Genomic DNA, 18,176 nt, shown 5'->3' with positions numbered 1-18,176 from the left:
AGCATCGGGAACCCCGGGGCGGGGTCGTCCGCCCGCCACGGACGCTACAAAACACCATGGGACGCGATGGGACGCCGCGGATACGTTCGGCGCAGATCCTCTTAGTACGACGAACATCGTATTTTGACATCTATCGTACTTCCGTGTTTGAGTCGATCATCGTCTCTCACGGAGGAAGAACGACATGATGGCGAAGGCGGTGCTGTTCCACGAGCTCGGCGGCCCCGAGGTGATGAGGCTGGAGGACGTGGAGATCGGCGAGCCGGGTCCGGGCGAGGTCCGGATCCGCGTGGACGCGATCGGCCTGAACCGGGCCGAGGTGCTGTTCCGCACCGGCCACTACATCGAGCCGGTGAAGCGGTTCCCCGCCCGGCTGGGCACCGAGGCCGCGGGCGTGGTCGAGGCGGTCGGCGAGGGCGTCGAGGGGTTCCGGCCCGGACAGCCGGTCAGCACCGTGCCCGGGTTCTCGCAGAACGACCACGGGGTCTACGCCGAACGGGCGATCGTGCCCGCGGCTTCGGTGCTGCACCGCCCCGAAGGACTCGGCGCCGTCGAGGGCGCGGCGGTGTGGATGCCGTACCTGACGGCCTACGGCGCGCTGGTGGAGGCCGGGGGGATGCGTGCGGGGGACACGGTCGTGCTGAACGCGGCCTCCAGCAGCGTGGGGCTGGCCGCCATCCACGTCGCCGGCCGCGTCGGCGCCACACCCATCGCCCTCACCCGCACCGCCGCCAAGAAGGAGGCGCTGCTGAAGGAGGGCGCGGTGGAGGTGATCGTCACCGGGTCGGAGGACGTGGCCGAGCGGGTGCTGACGGCGACCGGCGGCCGGGGCGCCGAGTTCGTCTTCGACGCCGTCGCCGGTCCCGGCGTGCGGGACCTGGCCCGGATGGTCGCCGACGAGGGCACACTCCTGGTGTACGGCGCGCTGAGCGGCGAGCCGACCCCCTATCCGGGCATCGACCTCGGCATGCCCGCGCTGAACATGCGCACCTACACCATGATCGAGACGGCGAGCCGGCCGGAACGGCTGCGCCGGGCGGCCGCGTTCGTGACCTCCGGGCTGCGTTCGGGTGCGTTCCGGCCGGTGGTGGACCGCACCTTCGACCTGGGCGAGATCGTCGAAGCGCACCGGTACCTGGAGTCGAACGCCCAGGTCGGCAAGATCGTGGTCACCGTCGCGCACTGACCTCCGCAGGTCCTCCGCCGGCCCGCAGACCGGCCCCGTGGCCGGGGAGGCGGGATCAGGGCCAGACCTTGGCCTGGGACTCGAAGAGCTCCCGGTCGCTCTCCACGGGCAGGACGCAGACCAGGTGCCCGCCGGGCACCCGCAGCACGCGGCACTCCTGCCACCGTGACACCTGCTCGGCGCCGAGCCCGACCAGACGCGCGGTCTCGGCCTCGACGTCGTCGGTCTCGATGTCCAGGTGGAAGCGGGGCGCGTCGTCGACCGACTGGACGGCGGTGACCAGTCCGGGCAGGGCCTCGTGCAGCGTGACGAACTGCGGCTCGGAGGGGATGAGCTCGGTCCGCACGCCGAGCGCGGCGGACCAGAAGGCCGCGGCGTCGGCGGCCTCGGCCTCGGGGGCGTCGATCAGAACGGCGTATACGCGGCTTCGATGCATGTCCGCACCGTACCGGTTGGGTCTCCGGCCGGTGCCGACACCCGTGCGACGGCGATGCGGCCGCCGGCTTCGGGGACGTCCGAGAGGGTCAGCCGTCCGGCCCGGCGAGCCGGTCGCGCAGATACTCCCGCAGCACCACGGCGTTGTTGTGCTCGGTGTCCCTGGCCGCGTACAGCAGCGTGACCTTCCCCCCGCGCGCGGCCTCCAGCAGAGGCTGGACGGTGTCCGCCTCGCCGTCCAGCTCCTCGCGGTAGCGGCGGCGGAACTCCGCGAACCGCTCGGGGCGGTGCCCGAACCAGCGCCGCAGCTCCGCCGAGGGCGCGAGGTCACGGACCCAGCGGACCCGCTCCAGCTCGTCCTTGCGCACACCGCGCGGCCACATGCCGTCCACCAGGAACGCCGTCCCCTCGAACGGCCCGCCGTCGTACACCCGCCTGACGATGATGTCCCTCATCCCCGGGATCTACCCGGATGGCGTGCCGCGGAAGCGGCGGACCGGTTCGCGGCATCGGGTGGCAGGATGTCCGGCATGACTGCATCGGATCCGAAGTCGGATCTCCATCGTTACCTGAAGATCGCCCGTGAGGCCCTGGTCTGGAAGCTCGACGGACTGGCGGAGTACGACATCCGCCGGCCGATGACCCCCACCGGGACCAATCTCCTCGGATTGATCAAACATGTGGCCGGCACCGAGGCCGGGTACTTCGGTGACGTCTTCGGCAGGCCGTTCCCCGAACCGCTGCCCTGGATGGAGGACGAGGCCGAGGCCAACGCGGACATGTGGGCGACCGCGGAGGAGTCGCGCGACGAGATCATCGCGCTGTACCACCGGGTGCAGGCGCATTCGGACGCGACGATCGAGGCGCTGGAGCTGGACGCGACCGGCCGGGTGCCGTGGTGGCCGGAGGGCCGTGACGAGGTGACCCTGCACCGGATCCTGATCCATATGATCGCCGAGACCGACCGGCACGCCGGGCACGCCGACATCGTCCGGGAGCTCATCGACGGGGCCGCCGGACTGCGGCAGGACGCCGGGAACCTGCCGCCGGGCGACCGGTCGTGGTGGGAGGGCTACCGCGCCCGGCTGGAGGACTTGGCACGCGAGGCCGGCCGTGCCTGACGGGGCGATCCGGCCGGGGCGTCCTCTGGGATGAGACCCGCGGGGGCGGACCGCCCCCGCGGGTTCCCGGACGCGGACGGCGGGCGAGGCGGGAACCGGCCTGGTCGCACGGGACGCCGTCGCCGTCGGCGGCGTCCCGCCTGCGCGGTGGGCCCGGTCAGCCGGACGTCCCGGCCTCCAGGATCGAGACGATGGAGAAGAGGGTGAAGCACACCGCGCCCAGTCCCACCATCACCCGCGCGGGGACGAAGAACTGCGAGTCGGTGACGGCGGCCTCGAACAGGAAGGCGGAGAGGAAAAGACAGGTCAGTGCGGTGACGATCGGCAGGATGGGGATGCGGTCGGCGAGGGGGAAGGAACGGCGCCACACCAGGGCCAGCAGGAGCGCCTTGGACAGGATGCTGAAGCAGACCAGCGCGAGGCCGATCAGGATGAAACCGGGTGCGATGCGGTAGGGCCTGTCGGAGCCCAGCAGGACGTACAGGCCCAGCACGAGGTTGATCGTCCCCATGACGATGACCAGCCAGCTCCACCGGTACCGTTCGGTTTCGCCGAAGGTGTTGCGGACCTGGCGGACGATGCTCGCCACCAGGGCGGTCAGGCTGGCGCATATCGCCGCCAGCCCGAAGACGACGTGCCCGGCGACGTAGCCGGCGCTTCCTCCCCGGGTGAAGAGGACGAAGGCGAGGGTGAACCCCACGACGGCGCAGACCACCGGAACCGCCACGAGCACCATGCCCAGCCCTCGCAGGTAGGCGCCCTCCGGAGGACCGTCCTCCGGGCTGCCGGCGGCGTTGACCGGGATGAGGGCGAAGGCCGTGGAGGCCGTGGCCACCGTACTGACGCAGGTGGCGATGAGGCCGATGCCGAAGATCACGTGGCCGCCGACGACGAACTCGGCGGCGTCACCCCGGAGCACGGTGGCGACGCCCCAGCCGATGGTGACGAGCGCGACGACGTAACCCGACAACGGCAGTGCGACGCGCCAGAACAGGCTGTAACGGTTGATCAACTGGCGGATGATCGTCGCGGCGGTGGTGAAGAGCGCGTAGCAGATCGCGGCCAGCGCCATGTTCACGGAGCCCGCGACGAAGTGGCCGGCGTCCGCGCCGCCGCTCCTGATGTAGAGGCCGTACGCGAGACAGACCGCCCCGAACACCAGGGGTATGGCGCGGAACAGGACACTCACCACGAAGTTCATGGACCCCTCCAGCCGCCCCCGTCGTGTGGCCTGCCCTGCGATGCCCGACGTTGTCGCGTTTCACGCCAATGTAACCCGCTGACCTGGGCTTTAAGGCGGAGACTCGCCCTTGGCGCCCTTTCGGGGGACGGTCGGGCCCCGGGTGGTCTGCCCGGCTTCATGGGCTCAACCGGAGCCGGACCGTACGGCGGGCCAGGTGAAGTGGGGGGGCGCGGTCAGGCGCTCGCCCGAGTGGGTGGGCAGGGCGAAGCCGACCGCCTTACCGGGCGCTCCCGTCGTGAAGGAGGGCTCCGGGCCGGTCGGCGGGGCGGCAGGGGGATGAAGGCATGCGCGTCCTCCGTCGCCGTCGGTGACCGTCGTCCAGTAGGAGACGGCACCCGGAGCGGCGCGGGGGAGATCCCCCCGATGTCGTCGCCGTTCGCTGCGCGGGTCGTCCCACGGGTACGGCCGCCGCCGTACAGCGAGCGGATCACGCCGCCGGGTGGTCGTTTCCCGGTCGTTTCCGTCGCCGACACCCGACGCCCGTCAGTCGTGTTGACAATGGGTTCCGTATCGGTTGCCATGCGTGATCGGGGTGGCCATGGAGGGGCCGGGATGCGGCGCGGGGCGTCCGGAGCTGGTGCGGGCGCGCAAGCGGATGGGGATGAGCCAGAGTCAGATCGCACGGGCGCTGTGGGTGTCGCCGACGACGTGGAGCCGCTGGGAGCGGGGGCGGCAGGAGATCAGGCCGATCTACCGGGCGCGGATGGCCAAGGTGTTCGGGGCGGACCCGGCCGAGGCGGAGCGGTGGATCGAGGGCGCGTCCCGCTGGCCGGAGCCCTGACCTCCGCCCGCTCGGTCGAACGCCTCCGCCGCTTCTCCGCCCGCCTGGACCCGTACGGCACCACCATCCAGGTCAGAGAGTCCCGCGCAAGCCTGGACGCCGAACTCCTTTGGCGGCGGCGGGACTCAGTCGTTGGTGGACGCCCCCGGCCCAGTCGCGGCGTACCGGGCGGCGATGGTGCGGACGGCCTCGTCGACGACCTGAGCGACGCGTTCGGCGCTCACCTCCCAGCCCGGCACCAGGAGTTTCGGCCAGAAGACGTAATTGGAGATCATGCCTAGGAACTGGGTGGCTGCGAGGTCCACGTCCTCGACCCGCACCGTTCCCGCCTCGTGCTCAGCCAGAAGGTAGCTGCGGACGGACTCGAAGTAGGGCATCTTCCCGTGCGAGAACTGCGCATGGGCCAGCTCCGGGAACCGCGGCAGCTCGGCGATGACGATCCGGAACAGGTCGGTCATCTGGGGCCGGCTCAACAGCTCGGCGTAACGGCGGCCGATGGCGCTGAGCCCGCCGACGACGTTGCCCGCCGGCGGAGGATCCTCCTCGTCGGCGGTTGACCAGGACTCGGTGACGATGGCGTCGAACAGGGCGGCCTTGCTCGGAAATTGCTTGAACAAGGTGGCCCGCGAGACACCCGAGCGCTCTGCGATCCGCGCCAGCGATGTCCGGTCGTAGCCCAACTCGAGGAACAGCGCGGTCGCGGCCGTCACGATCAGCGCGCGCTTTTCCTGGGCGACGCGCTGGTGGTACGTCGGTACGACCCTGTTCATGGACCGAGCATACGAGGTGAGTGGCTTGACTCGCCACTGCCGCCGACCTACTGTCAAGGCAGTGGCGAGTCGCCCGGCTCACCATCGGCCGGCCGTTCATCGCAGATGATCCCGGTCGGTCACCCACGTACCGAAGGAACATCGGATGAACCGCTTCGGCAACCAGACCGTGCTCGTGACCGGTGGGACCGGTGGCCAGGGATCGAGCCACGTACGCGCCTTTCACGCGGAGGGAGCGAACGTGGTGATCGGCGACATCGACACCGAACGCGGCGCCGCTCTCGCCGGCGAGCTCGGGACCCGCGCTCACTTCACCCGCCTCGACGTCACCGACGAGAGTTCGTGGTCCGCTGCCGTGCTGGCCGCCGAGAGCGCCTTCGGCGCCCTGAACGTGCTCGTCAACAACGCGGGCGTCCAGAACCCGCCGGTGCCGATTGAGAACACGGACCAGGCCACGTGGTCGCGCATCCTCGACATCAACCTCACAGGGACCTTCCTCGGCATCAAGGTCGCCGCCCCCGCTCTGCGCCGCGCGACAGGGGGAGCCATCGTCAACATCGCCTCGACGATGGGCCTGGGCGGCACGGCGCACTACGCGCCGTACGTCGCCAGCAAGTGGGCCGTGCGAGGACTTACCCGAACGGCGGCGCTCGAGCTCGGCCGGGACCGCATCCGCGTGAACACCATCCACCCCGGCGTGATCGCGACTCCCTTCATCCAAGAACCAGCGGCCGGCGCCACCGCGGCAATCGCCGACTTCTACTCACCCGAGCCGTTCGCCATCCCCCGACTCGGAGAGCCGGCCGACGTCACCCGGCTTCTCCTGTTCCTCACGTCATCGGACGCGTCGTTCATCACGGGGTCGGAGTACGTCATCGACGGTGGACTCCTCCTCGGGCCCGCCCTTCAGACCGAGACCGCATGAGCAGTCCAGACACGACCGGATGGAACGACTCCGCACATGACGCGTCTTTGTCGCACCTGCCCGATCACGTCCGGCGAGCCATCGAGATCACACCTGCGGCAGGCACCAGCGAACGGATCATCGACATCACGACGCTGGGGCGCCGCACCGGCCGGCCACGCCACATCGAGATCTTCTTCTACCGTGCTGCGGGCACCACCTGCCTGTGCAGCGGCGCCGGCGGTGCCGAGACCGACTGGCATGCGAACCTTCTCGCCGATCCCGGCTTCACCTTCCACCTCAAGAACGGGATCCGCGCAGATCTGCCTGCACGGGCCATGCCTGTCACCGACCCAGCTGAACGTCAGGCCGTGCCGGCGGAGATCGTCGCGGATCTCAACCAGCCCCACGACCCCGGCACCGTCCGGCCGACTCGACTCGAGGACCGGGCTGACCGCCGGCTGATGCGCATCGGCTTCCGCCATCGGCAGTGATCGCGGATCCCCCGACAGATGCCCCGGATCGTCGGCAGTCACGGCAAGGCCGGCTCACCGTACGGCTTCGCCGCCCTGGCTCGCGCCGGCCCACCCGCGCGCCCGGCTGGAACGGGTGGAGGAACTCAGGTCCGGGGCCCTTCGATCATCGCGACGATCTCGTCGACGGCCCGTCTGGACTCGGGCAGGGAGTACAGGGGCCAGACGTGCATCATGCCGGGGTATTCGAACCACTCCAGGGACACGCCCTCCTGTCGTGCCCTGTCCCTGAGCCGGTGGGCGTCGACGTTGAGGATGTCGAGGGTTCCGGTGAAGACGGCGATGGGAGCCAGGCCGCGGAGCGAGCCGTACAGGGGGCTGACCACCGGATCACGCGGGTCCAGACCTCCCGCGTACAGACGACCGGCCTCGCGCACGCCCTCGGGGGCGAGGATCGGGTCGTCCCGCTCCAGCTTCGCCATCGCCGGATCGCTGCAGGAGACGTCGACGCACGGCGACACCAGCACCAGACGCGCCGGCTGCGGCAGGCCGGCCTGTCTGGCCTGCATGACCAGAGACAGGGCCAGGTTGCCCCCCGCCGAGTCGCCCACCACGGTCAGGCGCTCCGGGGAGGACTCCCCGGCGAGATCCCGGTAGAGAGGCAGGAGCATGGCCCACACGTCGCGGGCGCTGTGCTCGGGGGCGAGGGGGTACATGGGGACGGTGATCGAGCAGCCCAGCCGCTCGGCCAGCGTGCCGATGAGGTCCCAGTGCAGCGAGGTGATCGACAGGGACCAGCCGCCGCCGTGCAGATACAGCAGGTGACGGCCGGTGCGGCCGGTCTTCGGGCTCACCGTGTAGACGCGGTGAGCGGCCATGCGCCGCTCCTCGACGGAGAGCCGATCCTTGTATCCGGGTACGGCGGGGCCTCTCCTGCGATCCGCGGCGATGCTCCTGTGCACCTTCTCCGCGCTGCCGTACATGCGCCGTTTGACGCCCATCAGCCTGACCGCGACGGTGGTCAGCCGCGCCTGCATGCTCGTCACAGGCCGCACTCGATCAGGTCGAACGCCTCGTCGATCAGATCGTCCGGCGACCTGCCGGCGTCGTCCTGCCAGGAGGCCCGTACGGCCCACTCGATGATGGAGAACGTCGTGACGACCAGCACGCCGGGGTAGACCTCGCCGGGCGGACGCTTCGTCCGAGCGGCCACGGCCCGCATGAGGGTCGCGAAGATCCGCTCCTGGTCGGCGGGCCTGCGTGCCCGGGCGAGCAGTTCGGGGTTGCGGCGCCAGAGCGCGATCTGCTGTCGGCTGGGCACGAAGGAGTCGGCGATCTCCTTGGCCATGACCCGCATCGTCCGGACCGCCGGTTCGTCCGCGGGACGTGCGGCCACCAGCGCCGCCAGCTCCTCCGCCGACCGTGAGGGCCCGACGGTGAGAGCCTCCTCCTTGGAGGAGAAGTAGTTGAAGAAGGTCCGGGTGGAGATGTCGGCCGCCTCGGCGATCCTCTCGACGGTCAGGTTCTCCAGTCCCACCTCCAGGGCCAGGCCCACCGCCGTGTCCCCGATGAGCCGCCGTTTCCGCGCCCTGTTGCGTCCGCGACGCTCCTCCGCTGCATCCATGATTTGCACAATATGCAATAATTGCATTAAATGCAATCCTTGGTGACCCTGTCCTCAACCGACCACTTCGCCGCCCGGCTGTCGAGTCGGCAGGTAGGACGCCGAACCTCTTCCGTGACCCGGGAAGGGGTTCCCGGCATCACCTCATCGCAGGTCGACCCGGCTGAGCCGTGCGGGCTGGACGTCTCCCGATCGCCCCACCCTCCTACGGTGCCACAGTGGAAACCGGCCGATCCGGGACGACCGGCATAGATCCTCGGCTCGTCCGCGTCCTTGCTCTTTGACATGACGAGGAGGACGGGTGGATCCAGGATTCGAGGCGGACTTCCGGGAGTTCGTCGTCAACCGGTCGGCGGCGCTGTTCCGCACCGCGTATCTGCTGACCGGTGACCGGCATGTCGCCGAGGACCTGGTGCAGTCGGCACTGGCGAAGACGGCGGCCAGGTGGAGCGCTCTGCGCGACCCGGCGGCGATCGAGGGATACGTCCGCCGGGCCATGTACCACGAGCAGGTCAGCCGGTGGCGTCGCCGTTCCCGGGGGACGGAGACGGCCGTCGGATGGCTGCCCGAGCAGGTGGGGGAGGGCCACGCCGAGTCGGTGGACCTCCGGCTGACGATGCGGGCCGCTCTGGCCCGCCTGACGCCCCGGCAACGGACCATGCTGGTGCTGCGCTACTTCGAGGACCTGTCCGAGACCGACATCGCGCGGACGCTCGGCATCCGGGTGGGGTCGGTCCGCAGTCAGATCCACCGATCGCTGGAACGTCTGAGGAAGGTCGCCCCGGAACTGGACACGGTGAGGGAGTTCCGATGAACGTCGAAGACCTGTTGCGCGAGACCTTCGCCGAGATGGCTCAAGAGGAGCCGCCGCCGTCACCGGAGCGGTTCCTGCGGACCCGTGACGTACGGCCCCATGACGTACGGCGCCGCCGTCCCGGCCCCGTCCTGGCCGCCGCCGCGGCGGTCGCCGTGCTGGCGGTGGGTTCCACGCTCGCGGTCGAGGGGTTGTCCTCCGGCTCCGGATCGTCCGGGCAGGCGTCCTCGGAGGCTCCCGTTCAGAAGAGGACGCCCGCACCCCGTTCCGCCGCCTCGGTGCCTCCTGAGCCGGGGACCACCGACGAGGTCGCGCCGCCGCCTGCCAAGGTCTGGCCGGACGCGGTCCACACCATGCCCACGAAGCTGCCCGACGGCAGGAAAATGCTTCCGGAGCTGTTCCTCGACGAACGCACGCTGCTGGTCCGGACCGGGAGGAAGGACGTTGGGAACCGGCCCGACGAGTTCTGGGCCTACGACCTCGGCTCCGGTAGCGCCAGGCGGCTGGTCGACCTCGCTCCGCCCGCCGGCACGACCCACATCCGTTCCGCGGTGTCGGGTGAGGGCCGGCTGGCGTGGGCGACCGTCCGCTGGAAGGACCTCCGCTCGTTCGTGGACGTCTGGACCGCTCCGGTCACGGGCGGGACGCCGCGCCGGATCGCCTCGTTCCCGCAGACCATGAAATACGGCGACCTCGACATGATGGAGATCGCCGACGGGCACGTGGTGTGGTCGCGCGTGGTGAAAGGCGGCGTCTACCGGGTCTCACTCTCCGGCGGGAAGACGACGATGGTCCCTCGCTCCCAGGGATATCACCTTCTCCGGTGGCCCTGGGCCGGGTCAGGGAGCGGCCGCGACCCACAATCCGATTTCGACCGCATCGTCAACCTCGTAAACGGTGAGAAGCAGGGTGTCGTCAAGACCGGAAAGGAGCGGATCAGCGGCTGCGGGGTCACCTGGTGCGCGCTGACCCGGCCTGCCGCGGGCGGGGGCGCGGAGGTGGTCGCCCGCCGCCGCGACGGCTCCGGCGAGCGCGTGATCCCGGGAGGGCCGAGGGGCTTTCCGGCACTCGGCCGGTTCCTCACGTTCCCGCAGTACGGCACCCTCGGCGCCGGCACCGGCGATCAGCAGAGCCGTATCGTGCTCTACGATCTGGCCACCGGCCGCGTCGCCGACCTGGGCTTCCGCGACAGGCGAATGGACCGGGGGCGCAGTTCCCACCTGGAGGACACCTACCTGGACCACACCGCGCCGGGGCTGCTCGACTATGTCCTCAACGGCAGGCGGGTGGTGGTGAACCTCGCCGCCATCGAGTGACCCGTCGCGCCGGGGACGCCCGCTCGCCGCGGACGAAGCAGGCGAACGCCGTGGCGGCGTGCGAGGGACGCGGTCACGACGAAGCCACGGTGCGGCGTGTGCCGCGCCGTCCGGCCCGAGGGGGCCGTACGGCGCGGCGCGGGCGGCCCGACGTCAGCGGCCGTACACCTGCTCGCCGCGGACGAAGGTCGCCGCGACCCTCGTCCGCCAGATGTCGGCGGCGGGCTCGGTGAACGGGTCGCGGTCCAGCACGACGAGGTCGGCGCGGTTGCCCGGTGCGATGACCCCCGCGTCGTCGTCGCCGTTGATCCACGCCGAGCCCTCGGTGTAGGCGGTCAGCGCGGTCACGAGGTCCAGGGACTGACCTGGCAGGAACGGGGTCTGCGCCGTCGGGTAGTCCGCGTGCACCGAGCTCGGCGGCTCGGTGCGGTTGACCGCCACGTGCATGCCCTGGATCGGGTCGGCGCTGGAGACCGGCCAGTCGCTGCCCGCGCAGAACCGGGCGCCGGCCCGCAGCAGGTCGGCGAACGGGTACTGCCACGACGAGCGCTCCTCGCCGAGGAACGGGATCGTCAGCTCGTCCATCTGGGCGTGGTGGGTGGCCCACAGCGGCTGCAGGTTGGCCGTCACGCCCAGCTCCGCGAAGCGCGGGACGTCCGACGGCTCGATGATCTGCAGGTGCGCGACGTGGTGGCGGTTCGCCGGGTCGGTCCCGGCGAGGCTGTCGAGCACCTCGCGCACGGCCCGCTCGCCGATCGCGTGGAAGTGCACCTGGAAGCCGTGCCGGTCCAGCTCGGCGACGTGGCCCTTCAGCAGCTCGGGGTCGACGTACGACAGGCCCGTGCCGCCGCCCGCGCCGCCGCAGCGGCAGTAGGGCTCGATCACCGCGGCGGTGAAGTTCTCCGCGATGCCGTCCTGCATGATCTTCACCGAGGTGGCGCGGAACCGCTCCAGGCCCTCGGCGGCCTTCCGGCGTTCCAGCAGCTCGGGGATCTGCTCGGCGCCGCGCGTCCGGTCCCACCACAGCGCGCCCACCACCCGGGCGGTGAGCCTTCCTGCGGAGGCGGCCTCCAGGTAGGCGGGGAGCTGGTCGTGGGAGCCGGCGAAGGGGCCGACGATGGCGTCCTGCCAGGCGGTGACGCCCAGGGAGAACAGGTGGCGCTGGGCGTCCAGCAGCGCCGCGACCTGGTCGGCGGTGGTGGGCCGCGGGGCGAGCGGGCCGACGAGCTCCATCGCGCCCTCGTGCAGCACCCCGGTGGGCTCTCCGCCGGCGTCGCGCTCGATCCGGCCGTCGGCGGGGTCGGGGGTGTCACGGGTGATCCCGGCCAGCTCCAGGGCGCGGCCGTTCACCCAGGCGGCGTGGTGGTCACGCTGGACCAGGTACGCCGGGCGGCCGAGGAAGTCGAGCTGGGAGCGGTGCGGCAGGCCGCCGGGAAAGGCCGACATGTCCCAGCCGCCGCCCTCGATCCACTCCCGGTCCGGGTGCGCGGCGGCGTAGGCGGCGATCTTCTCCAGATACTCCGGCAGGCCGTAGACCTCCGCCAGGTCGCACTTGGCCCGCTCCAGGCCGGCCTGCACCGGGTGGATGTGCGCGTCGGTGAAGCCGGGGATGAGCAGGCCGCCGTCCAGGCCGACGGTCTCGCAGCCGGGGCCGGCCCGGCGTGCGACGTCGGCCTCGGAGCCCACGGCGGCGACGCGGTCGCCGCGGACCAGCACGGCCTCGGCGAAGGCTCCGCCGGGCAGGAAGACGCGCCCGCCGCGGAAGAGGATCTCGTTCACTCGGTCGCCGCCGGGGTGCGGGCGGCGGGACCGGGCAGGTGGGGCATGCTTCTCCTTCGGGCGGCGACGGAACCTCGGACGGCGACGGAACCTCGGACGGCGATGGAACCTCGGGCGGCGACGGAACCTCGGACGGCGATGGAACCGAACCTAGCGGCCGGTGATGGCGTCGGCGACGCGGGCCAGCGCCGAGGTGCGGCCGAGGCCGGCCTTCTCCCTGGCGTCGGCGCGGCGGTACAGGTCGTACATCGCGTGCACGCCGATCCAGCGCAGCGGCTCCACCTCCCAGCCGCGGACCTTCCGGTCCACCCACGGCAGCGCCACGAGGCCGGTGTCCTCGCGCAGGATCAGGTCGCGCAGGGTACGGCCGGCGAGGTTGGTCGCGGTGACCCCGTGGCCGGTGTAGCCGCCCGCCCAGCCGATCCCGGTCCCGTGGTCGACGTGCACGGTGGCGCACCAGTCGCGGGGCACGCCCAGCACGCCGGACCAGGCGTGCGCCACCCTCGACTCCCGCACGGCGGGGAACATGCCGGTCAGCAGCTCCCACAGCGCCTCGATCGTCCAGGCGTGGGTGCGGCCCCGGTCGTCCACCCGCGAGCCGTACAGGTACGGCTTGCCGCGCCCGCCGAACGCGATGCGGCCGTCGGCGGTGCGCTGGGCGTACATGTAGTAGTGGGCCATGTCGCCGAGCAGCTCGCGGCCCTCCCAGCCGATCGCGTCCCACAGGTCGCCCAGCGGCTCGGTGACGATCATCGAGCTGTTCATCGGCAGCCAGGCCCGGTGGTACTGCCGCAGCTCCGCGGTGAAGCCCTCGGTGGCGCGGATGACATGGCCGGCGCGGACCGTGCCGTACGGCGTGCGGGCCTCGTGCGGGACGATCTCGGTGACCGGGGTGCGCTCGAAGACCTCCACCCCGAGGTCGCGCACGACCCGGGCCAGGCCGCGGGCCAGCTTGGCGGGCTGGATCCGGGCGCAGTGCGGGCTCCAGATCGCGCTGACCGCGCCGTCCACCCGCAGGCGGCTCTCCCGCTCGGCCGGGTCCAGCAGCCGGACGTCCTCCTCGGTCCAGCCCCAGTGGCGCTCGTGGTCGAGCAGGGCGCGCAGCCGCCGGTCCTGGGCGGCGTTGGTGGCGACCGTGGTGACGCCGCCCTTGACGATGTCGGCGTCGATGCCCTCCTTGTCCGCGACGGCGATGACCTCGTCGATGGAGGAGAACATCTCCCGCTGGAGCCGCTTGGCCGCGTCCACGCCGTGCGTCCGGGCGTAGCGCTCGGGGGTGCCGGCCAGCTCGCCGACCAGCCAGCCGCCGTTGCGGCCGGAGGCGCCGTATCCGGCGAACTCCTTCTCCAGCACGGTGACCCGCAGATCGGGTCTGGCCCGCTTGAGGTAGTAGGCGGTCCACAGGCCGGTGTAACCGGCTCCGATGATCACGACGTCGGCCTCACGGTCGCCGTCGAGGGGTTCTCCTGCCACGGGGATGCCGAGGGAGCGGTACCAGAAGGAGACATCCCCGTTGACAAAGTCCCCAGACAGGGGAACTCGCGTGCTCATGGCCACATATCCTGCTATATCCGTCATGAGGCGTGCATCACCCCACGGAAACCGTTGTACAACCGCATCATCCACAACTCCCTTGAGACGTAACGGCGGGCTCACCCCGGTGTAGCGGGGCCGTAACAGGGCTCCGCCAAGCTGATGGCGATGGAGGGAGCTTTGATGGGGTTTCTGAGGATTCGTACTACCGTCGATGAGCGGCCGGGGCGGCTCGCCTCGCTGGCCACCGCGCTCGCCGAACGGGGCGGCAACATCCTGGGCCTGAGCGTCCAGTCCGACGCGGACGGCACCGTGGACGAGTTCGTGGCCGACATCCCCGCCGGCCCGGAGACCGTGCGCCGGGCGCTGGAGGCCGCCGGCGGACGTCGGGTGCAGGTCGTCCCCGCCACCGCCCACGAGCTGACCGACGAGCCCACCCGCGCGCTCCTGCTCGCCTCCCGGCTGCGCGCCGAGCCCTGGCGGCTGCCCGCGTTGCTGGGCGAGCTGCTGCGCGCCGACGACTCCCGCTGGGTCTACGGCGCCGACATGAGCGAGCTGCCCGACCCCACACAGCTCACCGTGCCGGTCGCACCGCGCCGCGCCGTACGGCTGCGCCGCGCCGGGCTGCCCTTCACGCTGACCGAGGCCGCCCGCGCGGCCTCCTTCGTACGGCTCGCCCAGCCGGCCTGCCACCGCCCGCCCGGGGCGACGCGGACCGCCAGGCTGACCGACGGCACCGAGACGCAGGTGCGCCCGGTCACCCGGCTCTACCGCGAGGCCGTCCGCGACCTGCACGACCGCTGCTCGCCGGAGTCGCGCCGGTTCCGCTACTTCACCCCCGTGTCCACGCTGCCGGACCGCGTCTTCGACCGGCTCTGCGACCGCGCGCACGGCCACTCGATGGTCGCCGGGCACGACGGCCAGGCGATCGCACTGGCCAGCCTGATGTTCACCCCCGACCCGGGCATCGCCGAGCTGGCCCTGCTCGTCGAGGACCGCTGGCAGGGCCGGGGGCTGGGCTCGGCGCTGGCCGGGATCCTCCTCGCCGAGGCCCGCGACCTCGGGCTCGCCGAGGTCCGGGCGAGCATGCTGGCCGGCAACACGCGTATGCGCAGGCTCATGTCCTCGCTGGGCGCGACCCTGACCCTCACCGACGACCCGGGCGTGGTGGAGGCCAGGCTCGCGGTCGGCGTCACGGCGACGCCCAGACGGGGCGCCTCCATGGCGTCCCCGGAGTCCGGGACGCCCGTGAGGTCCGGGCCGCCCGCGGAGTCCCGGGCGGCGTCCGCGGCCTGACCCGCGCGGTCTCACAGCGCGGTCCTACAGCGCGGTCCGGAACGCCTCCAGGCGCTCGACGAGCTCCTCCGGGTGGCTCAGCGGCGCGAGGTGGCCGCCGGCCGTCTCGTCGGGGACGATGCCGAGCCGCTCGCGGACGACGCGCCGCTGGAAACCGGCGGGGAAGAAGCGGTCGTCGCGGCAGACGAGGAACCGGGTAGGCACGTCCGGCCACGCCGGCAGCGGCCACGGCTTCAGGAACGGCGTGCCGGACTGGCTCAGCGAGTGCTCCTCCACCTGGGTCGCGATCTCCGGCGGGACGCCGTTCAGGAAGGTGAAGTCCAGGTCGAAAGGGGCGTCGGCCGGTCGGCCGTGGCGCTCGTTCACCTCGCGCACGGCCTGGGCGTGACCGGTGGCGGCCCACCAGTCACCCGGTGACTCGCCGGGCGAGGGGACCATCGCGGTCAGCAGCACCATCAGGCCGACCGGCAGCCGCTCGCACACCAGCGGCGCGGTGAAGCCCCCCATGGAGTGGGCCACCAGCACCAGGTCGGCGCGGTCGCCGACGGCCGTCACGACCGCGTCGGCGTACTCGGCCAGCCCGGCCGAGTCGTCCTCGCAGGGCAGCTCGACCGCCACCGTGTCGTGGCCGCGAGCCCGCAGCAGCGGCGTCACCCGGTGCCAGAGCCACGCGTCGCAGCCGGCGCCGGGGATCAACACGTACGTCGCCATGCGGTTCACCTTTCTGAGCCGGTCGTCCCCGGGGCGCGCCCGCGAGGCGCCGGAGACCCGGAGTCCGTGTCCGCCCAGTCAAGCCTGTGCCACCGACAGAAATGAACATGACTTTTTAGTGTCAGATTCGTCGGTAATCGCTACCGCTGAGAGAGAAGAGGTCCGTAAGGTCTGCGCCATGACGATCGACGCCTTCATCGACGCGCTGCCCAAGGCCGAACTGCATGTCCACCTCGTCGGCTCCGCGTCGGTGCCCACCGTCCTGGAGCTGTCGCGCCGCCATCCGGACAGCCGGGTTCCCACCACCGAGGAGGAGTTGCGGGACTTCTACCGGTTCCGGGACTTCGGGCACTTCGCCGAGGTGTACCAGGCGGTCAACGCCCTGGTGCGCGAGCCCGAGGACGTGGCCTCCCTGGTGACCGGTCTCGCCCGGGACCTCGCCGCGCAGAACGCCCGCTACGTCGAGCTGACCGTCACCCCCTACTCCCACCACGTCGTGGGCATGCCGATGCGGGAGGTCACCGAGGCGCTGGACCTGGCCGCCCGCGCCGCCCTCGGCGACCACGGCGTCCGCGTCGCCTACGTCTTCGACATCCCCGGCGAGTGCGGGGCCGAGAGCGCCCGCGTCACACTCGACCACGCGCTGAGTGAACCTCCCCAGGCGCTGGTAGGTTTCGGCCTCGGCGGAAGCGAACACGTGCGCCCCAGGTACCGAGAGGCGTTCCGCGACGCCTTCCGCGCCGCCGTCGCCGCCGGGCTGCACAGCGTCCCGCACGCGGGGGAGATGACCGGTCCCGAGAGCGTCTGGGAGGCCGTCGAGGGGCTGCGCGCCGAGCGGATCGGCCACGGCATCGGCTGCATGGGAGACCCCCGCCTGGTCGCCTACCTGCGTGAGACCCGCATCCCGCTGGAGGTCTGCCCCACCTCCAACCTCCGCACCGGCCAGATCGCCGACCTCGCCGAGCACCCCCTGCCCCGCATGCTTCAGGAGGGCCTGTTCGTGACCGTCAACAGCGACGACCCGCCCATGTTCGCCACCACCCTCCGCGGCGAGTACCGCGCCGCCGCCGGGATCCTCGGCCCCGACCGGGAGGCGCTCGCCGGTCTGGCCCGCAACGCCGTCGTCGCCTCCTACCTCGACCCGGCCGGCAAGCAGGCCCTCCTCGCCGAGATCGACGCCGTCGTCGCCGCTCAGACCGGCTCGGGAACGCCGGAACCGGCACGCTGACCGCCGCCCGGCCGGACGGCTCGCGCGTCCGGCCGGGGAGGCGGGTCAGGGGGAGGAGATGCGGCTCAGGGAGGAGGGGATCTTGGAGGCGGCGGCGCGGTCCAGCAGGAACAGCGTCCGCTGCCGGCCCCGGGCCCCGGCCGCCGGGACCTGCATCGGCCCCGACTCCGACAGCGCCAGCCGTACGGCGCCCGCCTTGTCCTCACCCGCGACGATCACCCACACCTCGCGGGAGTTCCGGATGACCGGCAGGGTCAGCGAGACGCGGACGGGAGGCGGCTTGGGGGAGCCGTGCACCGCCACCACGGGCCGCTCGTCGTACAGCGCCGGCATCCCGGGGAACAGCGAGGCCACGTGCCCGTCGGGGCCCATGCCCAGCATCATGACGTCGAACGACGGCGCCGGCCCGTGGTCCTCCGGCCGGGCGGCGCGGCGCAACTCCTCCACGTAGGCCTCGGCCGACTCCTCGGCGGTCATCCCCGAGTCGGGGCCGCGCATCGGGTGGACGCGGGCCGCATCGAGGTCGACGTGGTCGAGCAGGGCCCGCCGGGCGCCGGTCTCGTTGCGCTCGGGGTCGCCGTCGGGCAGGAAGCGCTCGTCGCCCCACCAAACGTCCAGGTTGCGCCAGTCGACGGCGTCGCGGGCCGGGCTGGCGGCGATCTCGGCCAGCGTCGCGGTGCCGACGGTGCCGCCGGTCAGCACCAGGGACGCCGACCCCTTGGCGGACTGGGCGTCGACGGTGCGGGTGATCACCCTCGCGGCGACGGCCTTGGCGAGCATGTCGGCGTCACGATGGACGATCACGGTGGGAACGCTCACGGAACCTCTCATTCAACGGGAAGTCGGTACGGCGGGCGAAGGGGGACGTGCGACAGCAGGCTCCCATCGGAGGACCGGCGACGCGAAGACGCCCCGCGGCGTGCCGCAGGGCGTCTCCCGCGTCGGCGGTCCCACCGGGAGAC

Annotated in this window: 19 protein-coding genes; 9 read left to right on the top strand and 10 right to left on the bottom strand. The window is 71.8% G+C overall.

The features are described 5' to 3' along the window. The first annotated feature begins 184 nt into the window (after positions 1-184). Positions 185-1,186 carry a zinc-dependent alcohol dehydrogenase family protein gene (locus tag ACFYSC_RS30010; RefSeq protein WP_389968351.1) on the top strand — a complete coding sequence of 334 codons (1,002 nt, stop codon included), beginning with the start codon at positions 185-187 and terminating at the stop codon, positions 1,184-1,186. A gap of 55 nt (positions 1,187-1,241) precedes the next feature. Here ACFYSC_RS30010 and ACFYSC_RS30005 read toward each other — a convergent pair whose 3' ends face one another. Next, positions 1,242-1,622: a VOC family protein gene (locus ACFYSC_RS30005; RefSeq protein ID WP_362944160.1), complete on the bottom strand. Its 381-nt coding sequence runs from the start codon at positions 1,620-1,622 to the stop codon at positions 1,242-1,244. A gap of 88 nt (positions 1,623-1,710) precedes the next feature. After that, entirely contained in the window at positions 1,711-2,076 is a 366-nt protein-coding gene (locus tag ACFYSC_RS30000; protein ID WP_389968348.1) for a DUF488 domain-containing protein, read from the bottom strand. Between the two features lie 75 nt (positions 2,077-2,151). Between ACFYSC_RS30000 and ACFYSC_RS29995 the strand changes: the two genes are divergently transcribed. Continuing rightward, positions 2,152-2,742: a DinB family protein gene (locus ACFYSC_RS29995; protein ID WP_389968346.1), complete on the top strand. Its 591-nt coding sequence runs from the start codon at positions 2,152-2,154 to the stop codon at positions 2,740-2,742. A gap of 157 nt (positions 2,743-2,899) precedes the next feature. On the opposite strand, the gene ACFYSC_RS29990 is transcribed toward ACFYSC_RS29995, so the two are convergent. Then, on the bottom strand, positions 2,900-3,943 hold the full coding sequence (locus ACFYSC_RS29990) for a DUF2776 family protein (protein ID WP_389968344.1): 1,044 nt from the start codon (positions 3,941-3,943) through the stop codon (positions 2,900-2,902). A 565-nt stretch (positions 3,944-4,508) separates the two neighbouring features. On the opposite strand from ACFYSC_RS29990, the gene ACFYSC_RS29985 reads away from it, so the two are divergent. Then, positions 4,509-4,766, top strand: a complete 258-nt coding sequence (locus ACFYSC_RS29985) for a helix-turn-helix domain-containing protein (RefSeq protein ID WP_389968342.1) — start codon at positions 4,509-4,511, stop codon at positions 4,764-4,766. A gap of 125 nt (positions 4,767-4,891) precedes the next feature. Here ACFYSC_RS29985 and ACFYSC_RS29980 read toward each other — a convergent pair whose 3' ends face one another. Continuing rightward, the gene (locus ACFYSC_RS29980) at positions 4,892-5,536 is read right to left on the bottom strand and encodes a TetR/AcrR family transcriptional regulator (protein ID WP_389968340.1); all 645 of its coding nucleotides are present in this window, start codon (positions 5,534-5,536) and stop codon (positions 4,892-4,894) included. Positions 5,537-5,681: 145 nt separating this feature from the next. On the opposite strand from ACFYSC_RS29980, the gene ACFYSC_RS29975 reads away from it, so the two are divergent. After that, positions 5,682-6,461, top strand: a complete 780-nt coding sequence (locus ACFYSC_RS29975) for a glucose 1-dehydrogenase (RefSeq protein WP_389968338.1) — start codon at positions 5,682-5,684, stop codon at positions 6,459-6,461. Further along, positions 6,458-6,934, top strand: a complete 477-nt coding sequence (locus ACFYSC_RS29970; RefSeq protein WP_389968336.1) for a nitroreductase/quinone reductase family protein — start codon at positions 6,458-6,460, stop codon at positions 6,932-6,934. Before ACFYSC_RS29975 ends, ACFYSC_RS29970 begins: the two co-directional genes overlap by 4 nt. A gap of 125 nt (positions 6,935-7,059) precedes the next feature. On the opposite strand, the gene ACFYSC_RS29965 is transcribed toward ACFYSC_RS29970, so the two are convergent. Together ACFYSC_RS29965 and ACFYSC_RS29960 are read right to left on the bottom strand one after the other, a co-directional pair. Beyond that, the gene (locus ACFYSC_RS29965) at positions 7,060-7,950 is read right to left on the bottom strand and encodes an alpha/beta hydrolase (protein ID WP_389968427.1); all 891 of its coding nucleotides are present in this window, start codon (positions 7,948-7,950) and stop codon (positions 7,060-7,062) included. Between the two features lie 5 nt (positions 7,951-7,955). Continuing rightward, positions 7,956-8,537 carry a TetR/AcrR family transcriptional regulator gene (locus tag ACFYSC_RS29960; RefSeq protein ID WP_389968334.1) on the bottom strand — a complete coding sequence of 194 codons (582 nt, stop codon included), beginning with the start codon at positions 8,535-8,537 and terminating at the stop codon, positions 7,956-7,958. Between the two features lie 301 nt (positions 8,538-8,838). Here ACFYSC_RS29960 and ACFYSC_RS29955 point away from each other — a divergent pair, with 301 nt between their 5' ends. Together ACFYSC_RS29955 and ACFYSC_RS29950 are read left to right on the top strand one after the other, a co-directional pair. After that, positions 8,839-9,351 carry a SigE family RNA polymerase sigma factor gene (locus ACFYSC_RS29955; protein ID WP_389968332.1) on the top strand — a complete coding sequence of 171 codons (513 nt, stop codon included), beginning with the start codon at positions 8,839-8,841 and terminating at the stop codon, positions 9,349-9,351. Then, a complete protein-coding gene (locus ACFYSC_RS29950; protein ID WP_389968330.1) occupies positions 9,348-10,667 on the top strand; it encodes a hypothetical protein in 1,320 nt (439 codons plus the stop codon). The genes ACFYSC_RS29955 and ACFYSC_RS29950 overlap by 4 nt, the downstream gene beginning before the upstream one ends. Positions 10,668-10,820: 153 nt before the next feature. Here ACFYSC_RS29950 and ACFYSC_RS29945 read toward each other — a convergent pair whose 3' ends face one another. Then, on the bottom strand, positions 10,821-12,446 hold the full coding sequence (locus ACFYSC_RS29945) for an amidohydrolase (protein WP_389968328.1): 1,626 nt from the start codon (positions 12,444-12,446) through the stop codon (positions 10,821-10,823). 150 nt (positions 12,447-12,596) lie between these two features. After that, entirely contained in the window at positions 12,597-13,997 is a 1,401-nt protein-coding gene (locus tag ACFYSC_RS29940) for an NAD(P)/FAD-dependent oxidoreductase (protein ID WP_389968326.1), read from the bottom strand. 165 nt (positions 13,998-14,162) lie between these two features. Between ACFYSC_RS29940 and ACFYSC_RS29935 the strand changes: the two genes are divergently transcribed. Further along, entirely contained in the window at positions 14,163-15,275 is a 1,113-nt protein-coding gene (locus ACFYSC_RS29935) for a GNAT family N-acetyltransferase (protein WP_362946000.1), read from the top strand. A 24-nt stretch (positions 15,276-15,299) separates the two neighbouring features. Here the strand turns inward: ACFYSC_RS29935 and ACFYSC_RS29930 are convergent, their stop codons facing one another. Then, a complete protein-coding gene (locus tag ACFYSC_RS29930; RefSeq protein ID WP_389968324.1) occupies positions 15,300-15,986 on the bottom strand; it encodes an alpha/beta fold hydrolase in 687 nt (228 codons plus the stop codon). 178 nt (positions 15,987-16,164) lie between these two features. Here ACFYSC_RS29930 and add point away from each other — a divergent pair, with 178 nt between their 5' ends. Next, positions 16,165-17,214, top strand: a complete 1,050-nt coding sequence (add, locus tag ACFYSC_RS29925; RefSeq protein WP_389968322.1) for an adenosine deaminase — start codon at positions 16,165-16,167, stop codon at positions 17,212-17,214. 45 nt (positions 17,215-17,259) lie between these two features. Here the strand turns inward: add and pgl are convergent, their stop codons facing one another. Beyond that, positions 17,260-18,033 (bottom strand): 6-phosphogluconolactonase, encoded by a 774-nt coding sequence (gene pgl, locus ACFYSC_RS29920; RefSeq protein ID WP_389968320.1) that lies wholly within the window; start codon positions 18,031-18,033, stop codon positions 17,260-17,262. Positions 18,034-18,176: the final 143 nt, after the last annotated feature.

The sequence above is a fragment of the Streptosporangium sp. NPDC004379 genome, from assembly GCF_042873875.1.
In the GTDB taxonomy this organism is placed as follows: domain Bacteria; phylum Actinomycetota; class Actinomycetes; order Streptosporangiales; family Streptosporangiaceae; genus Streptosporangium.
This window is presented reverse-complemented; position numbering and strand designations above follow the sequence as displayed.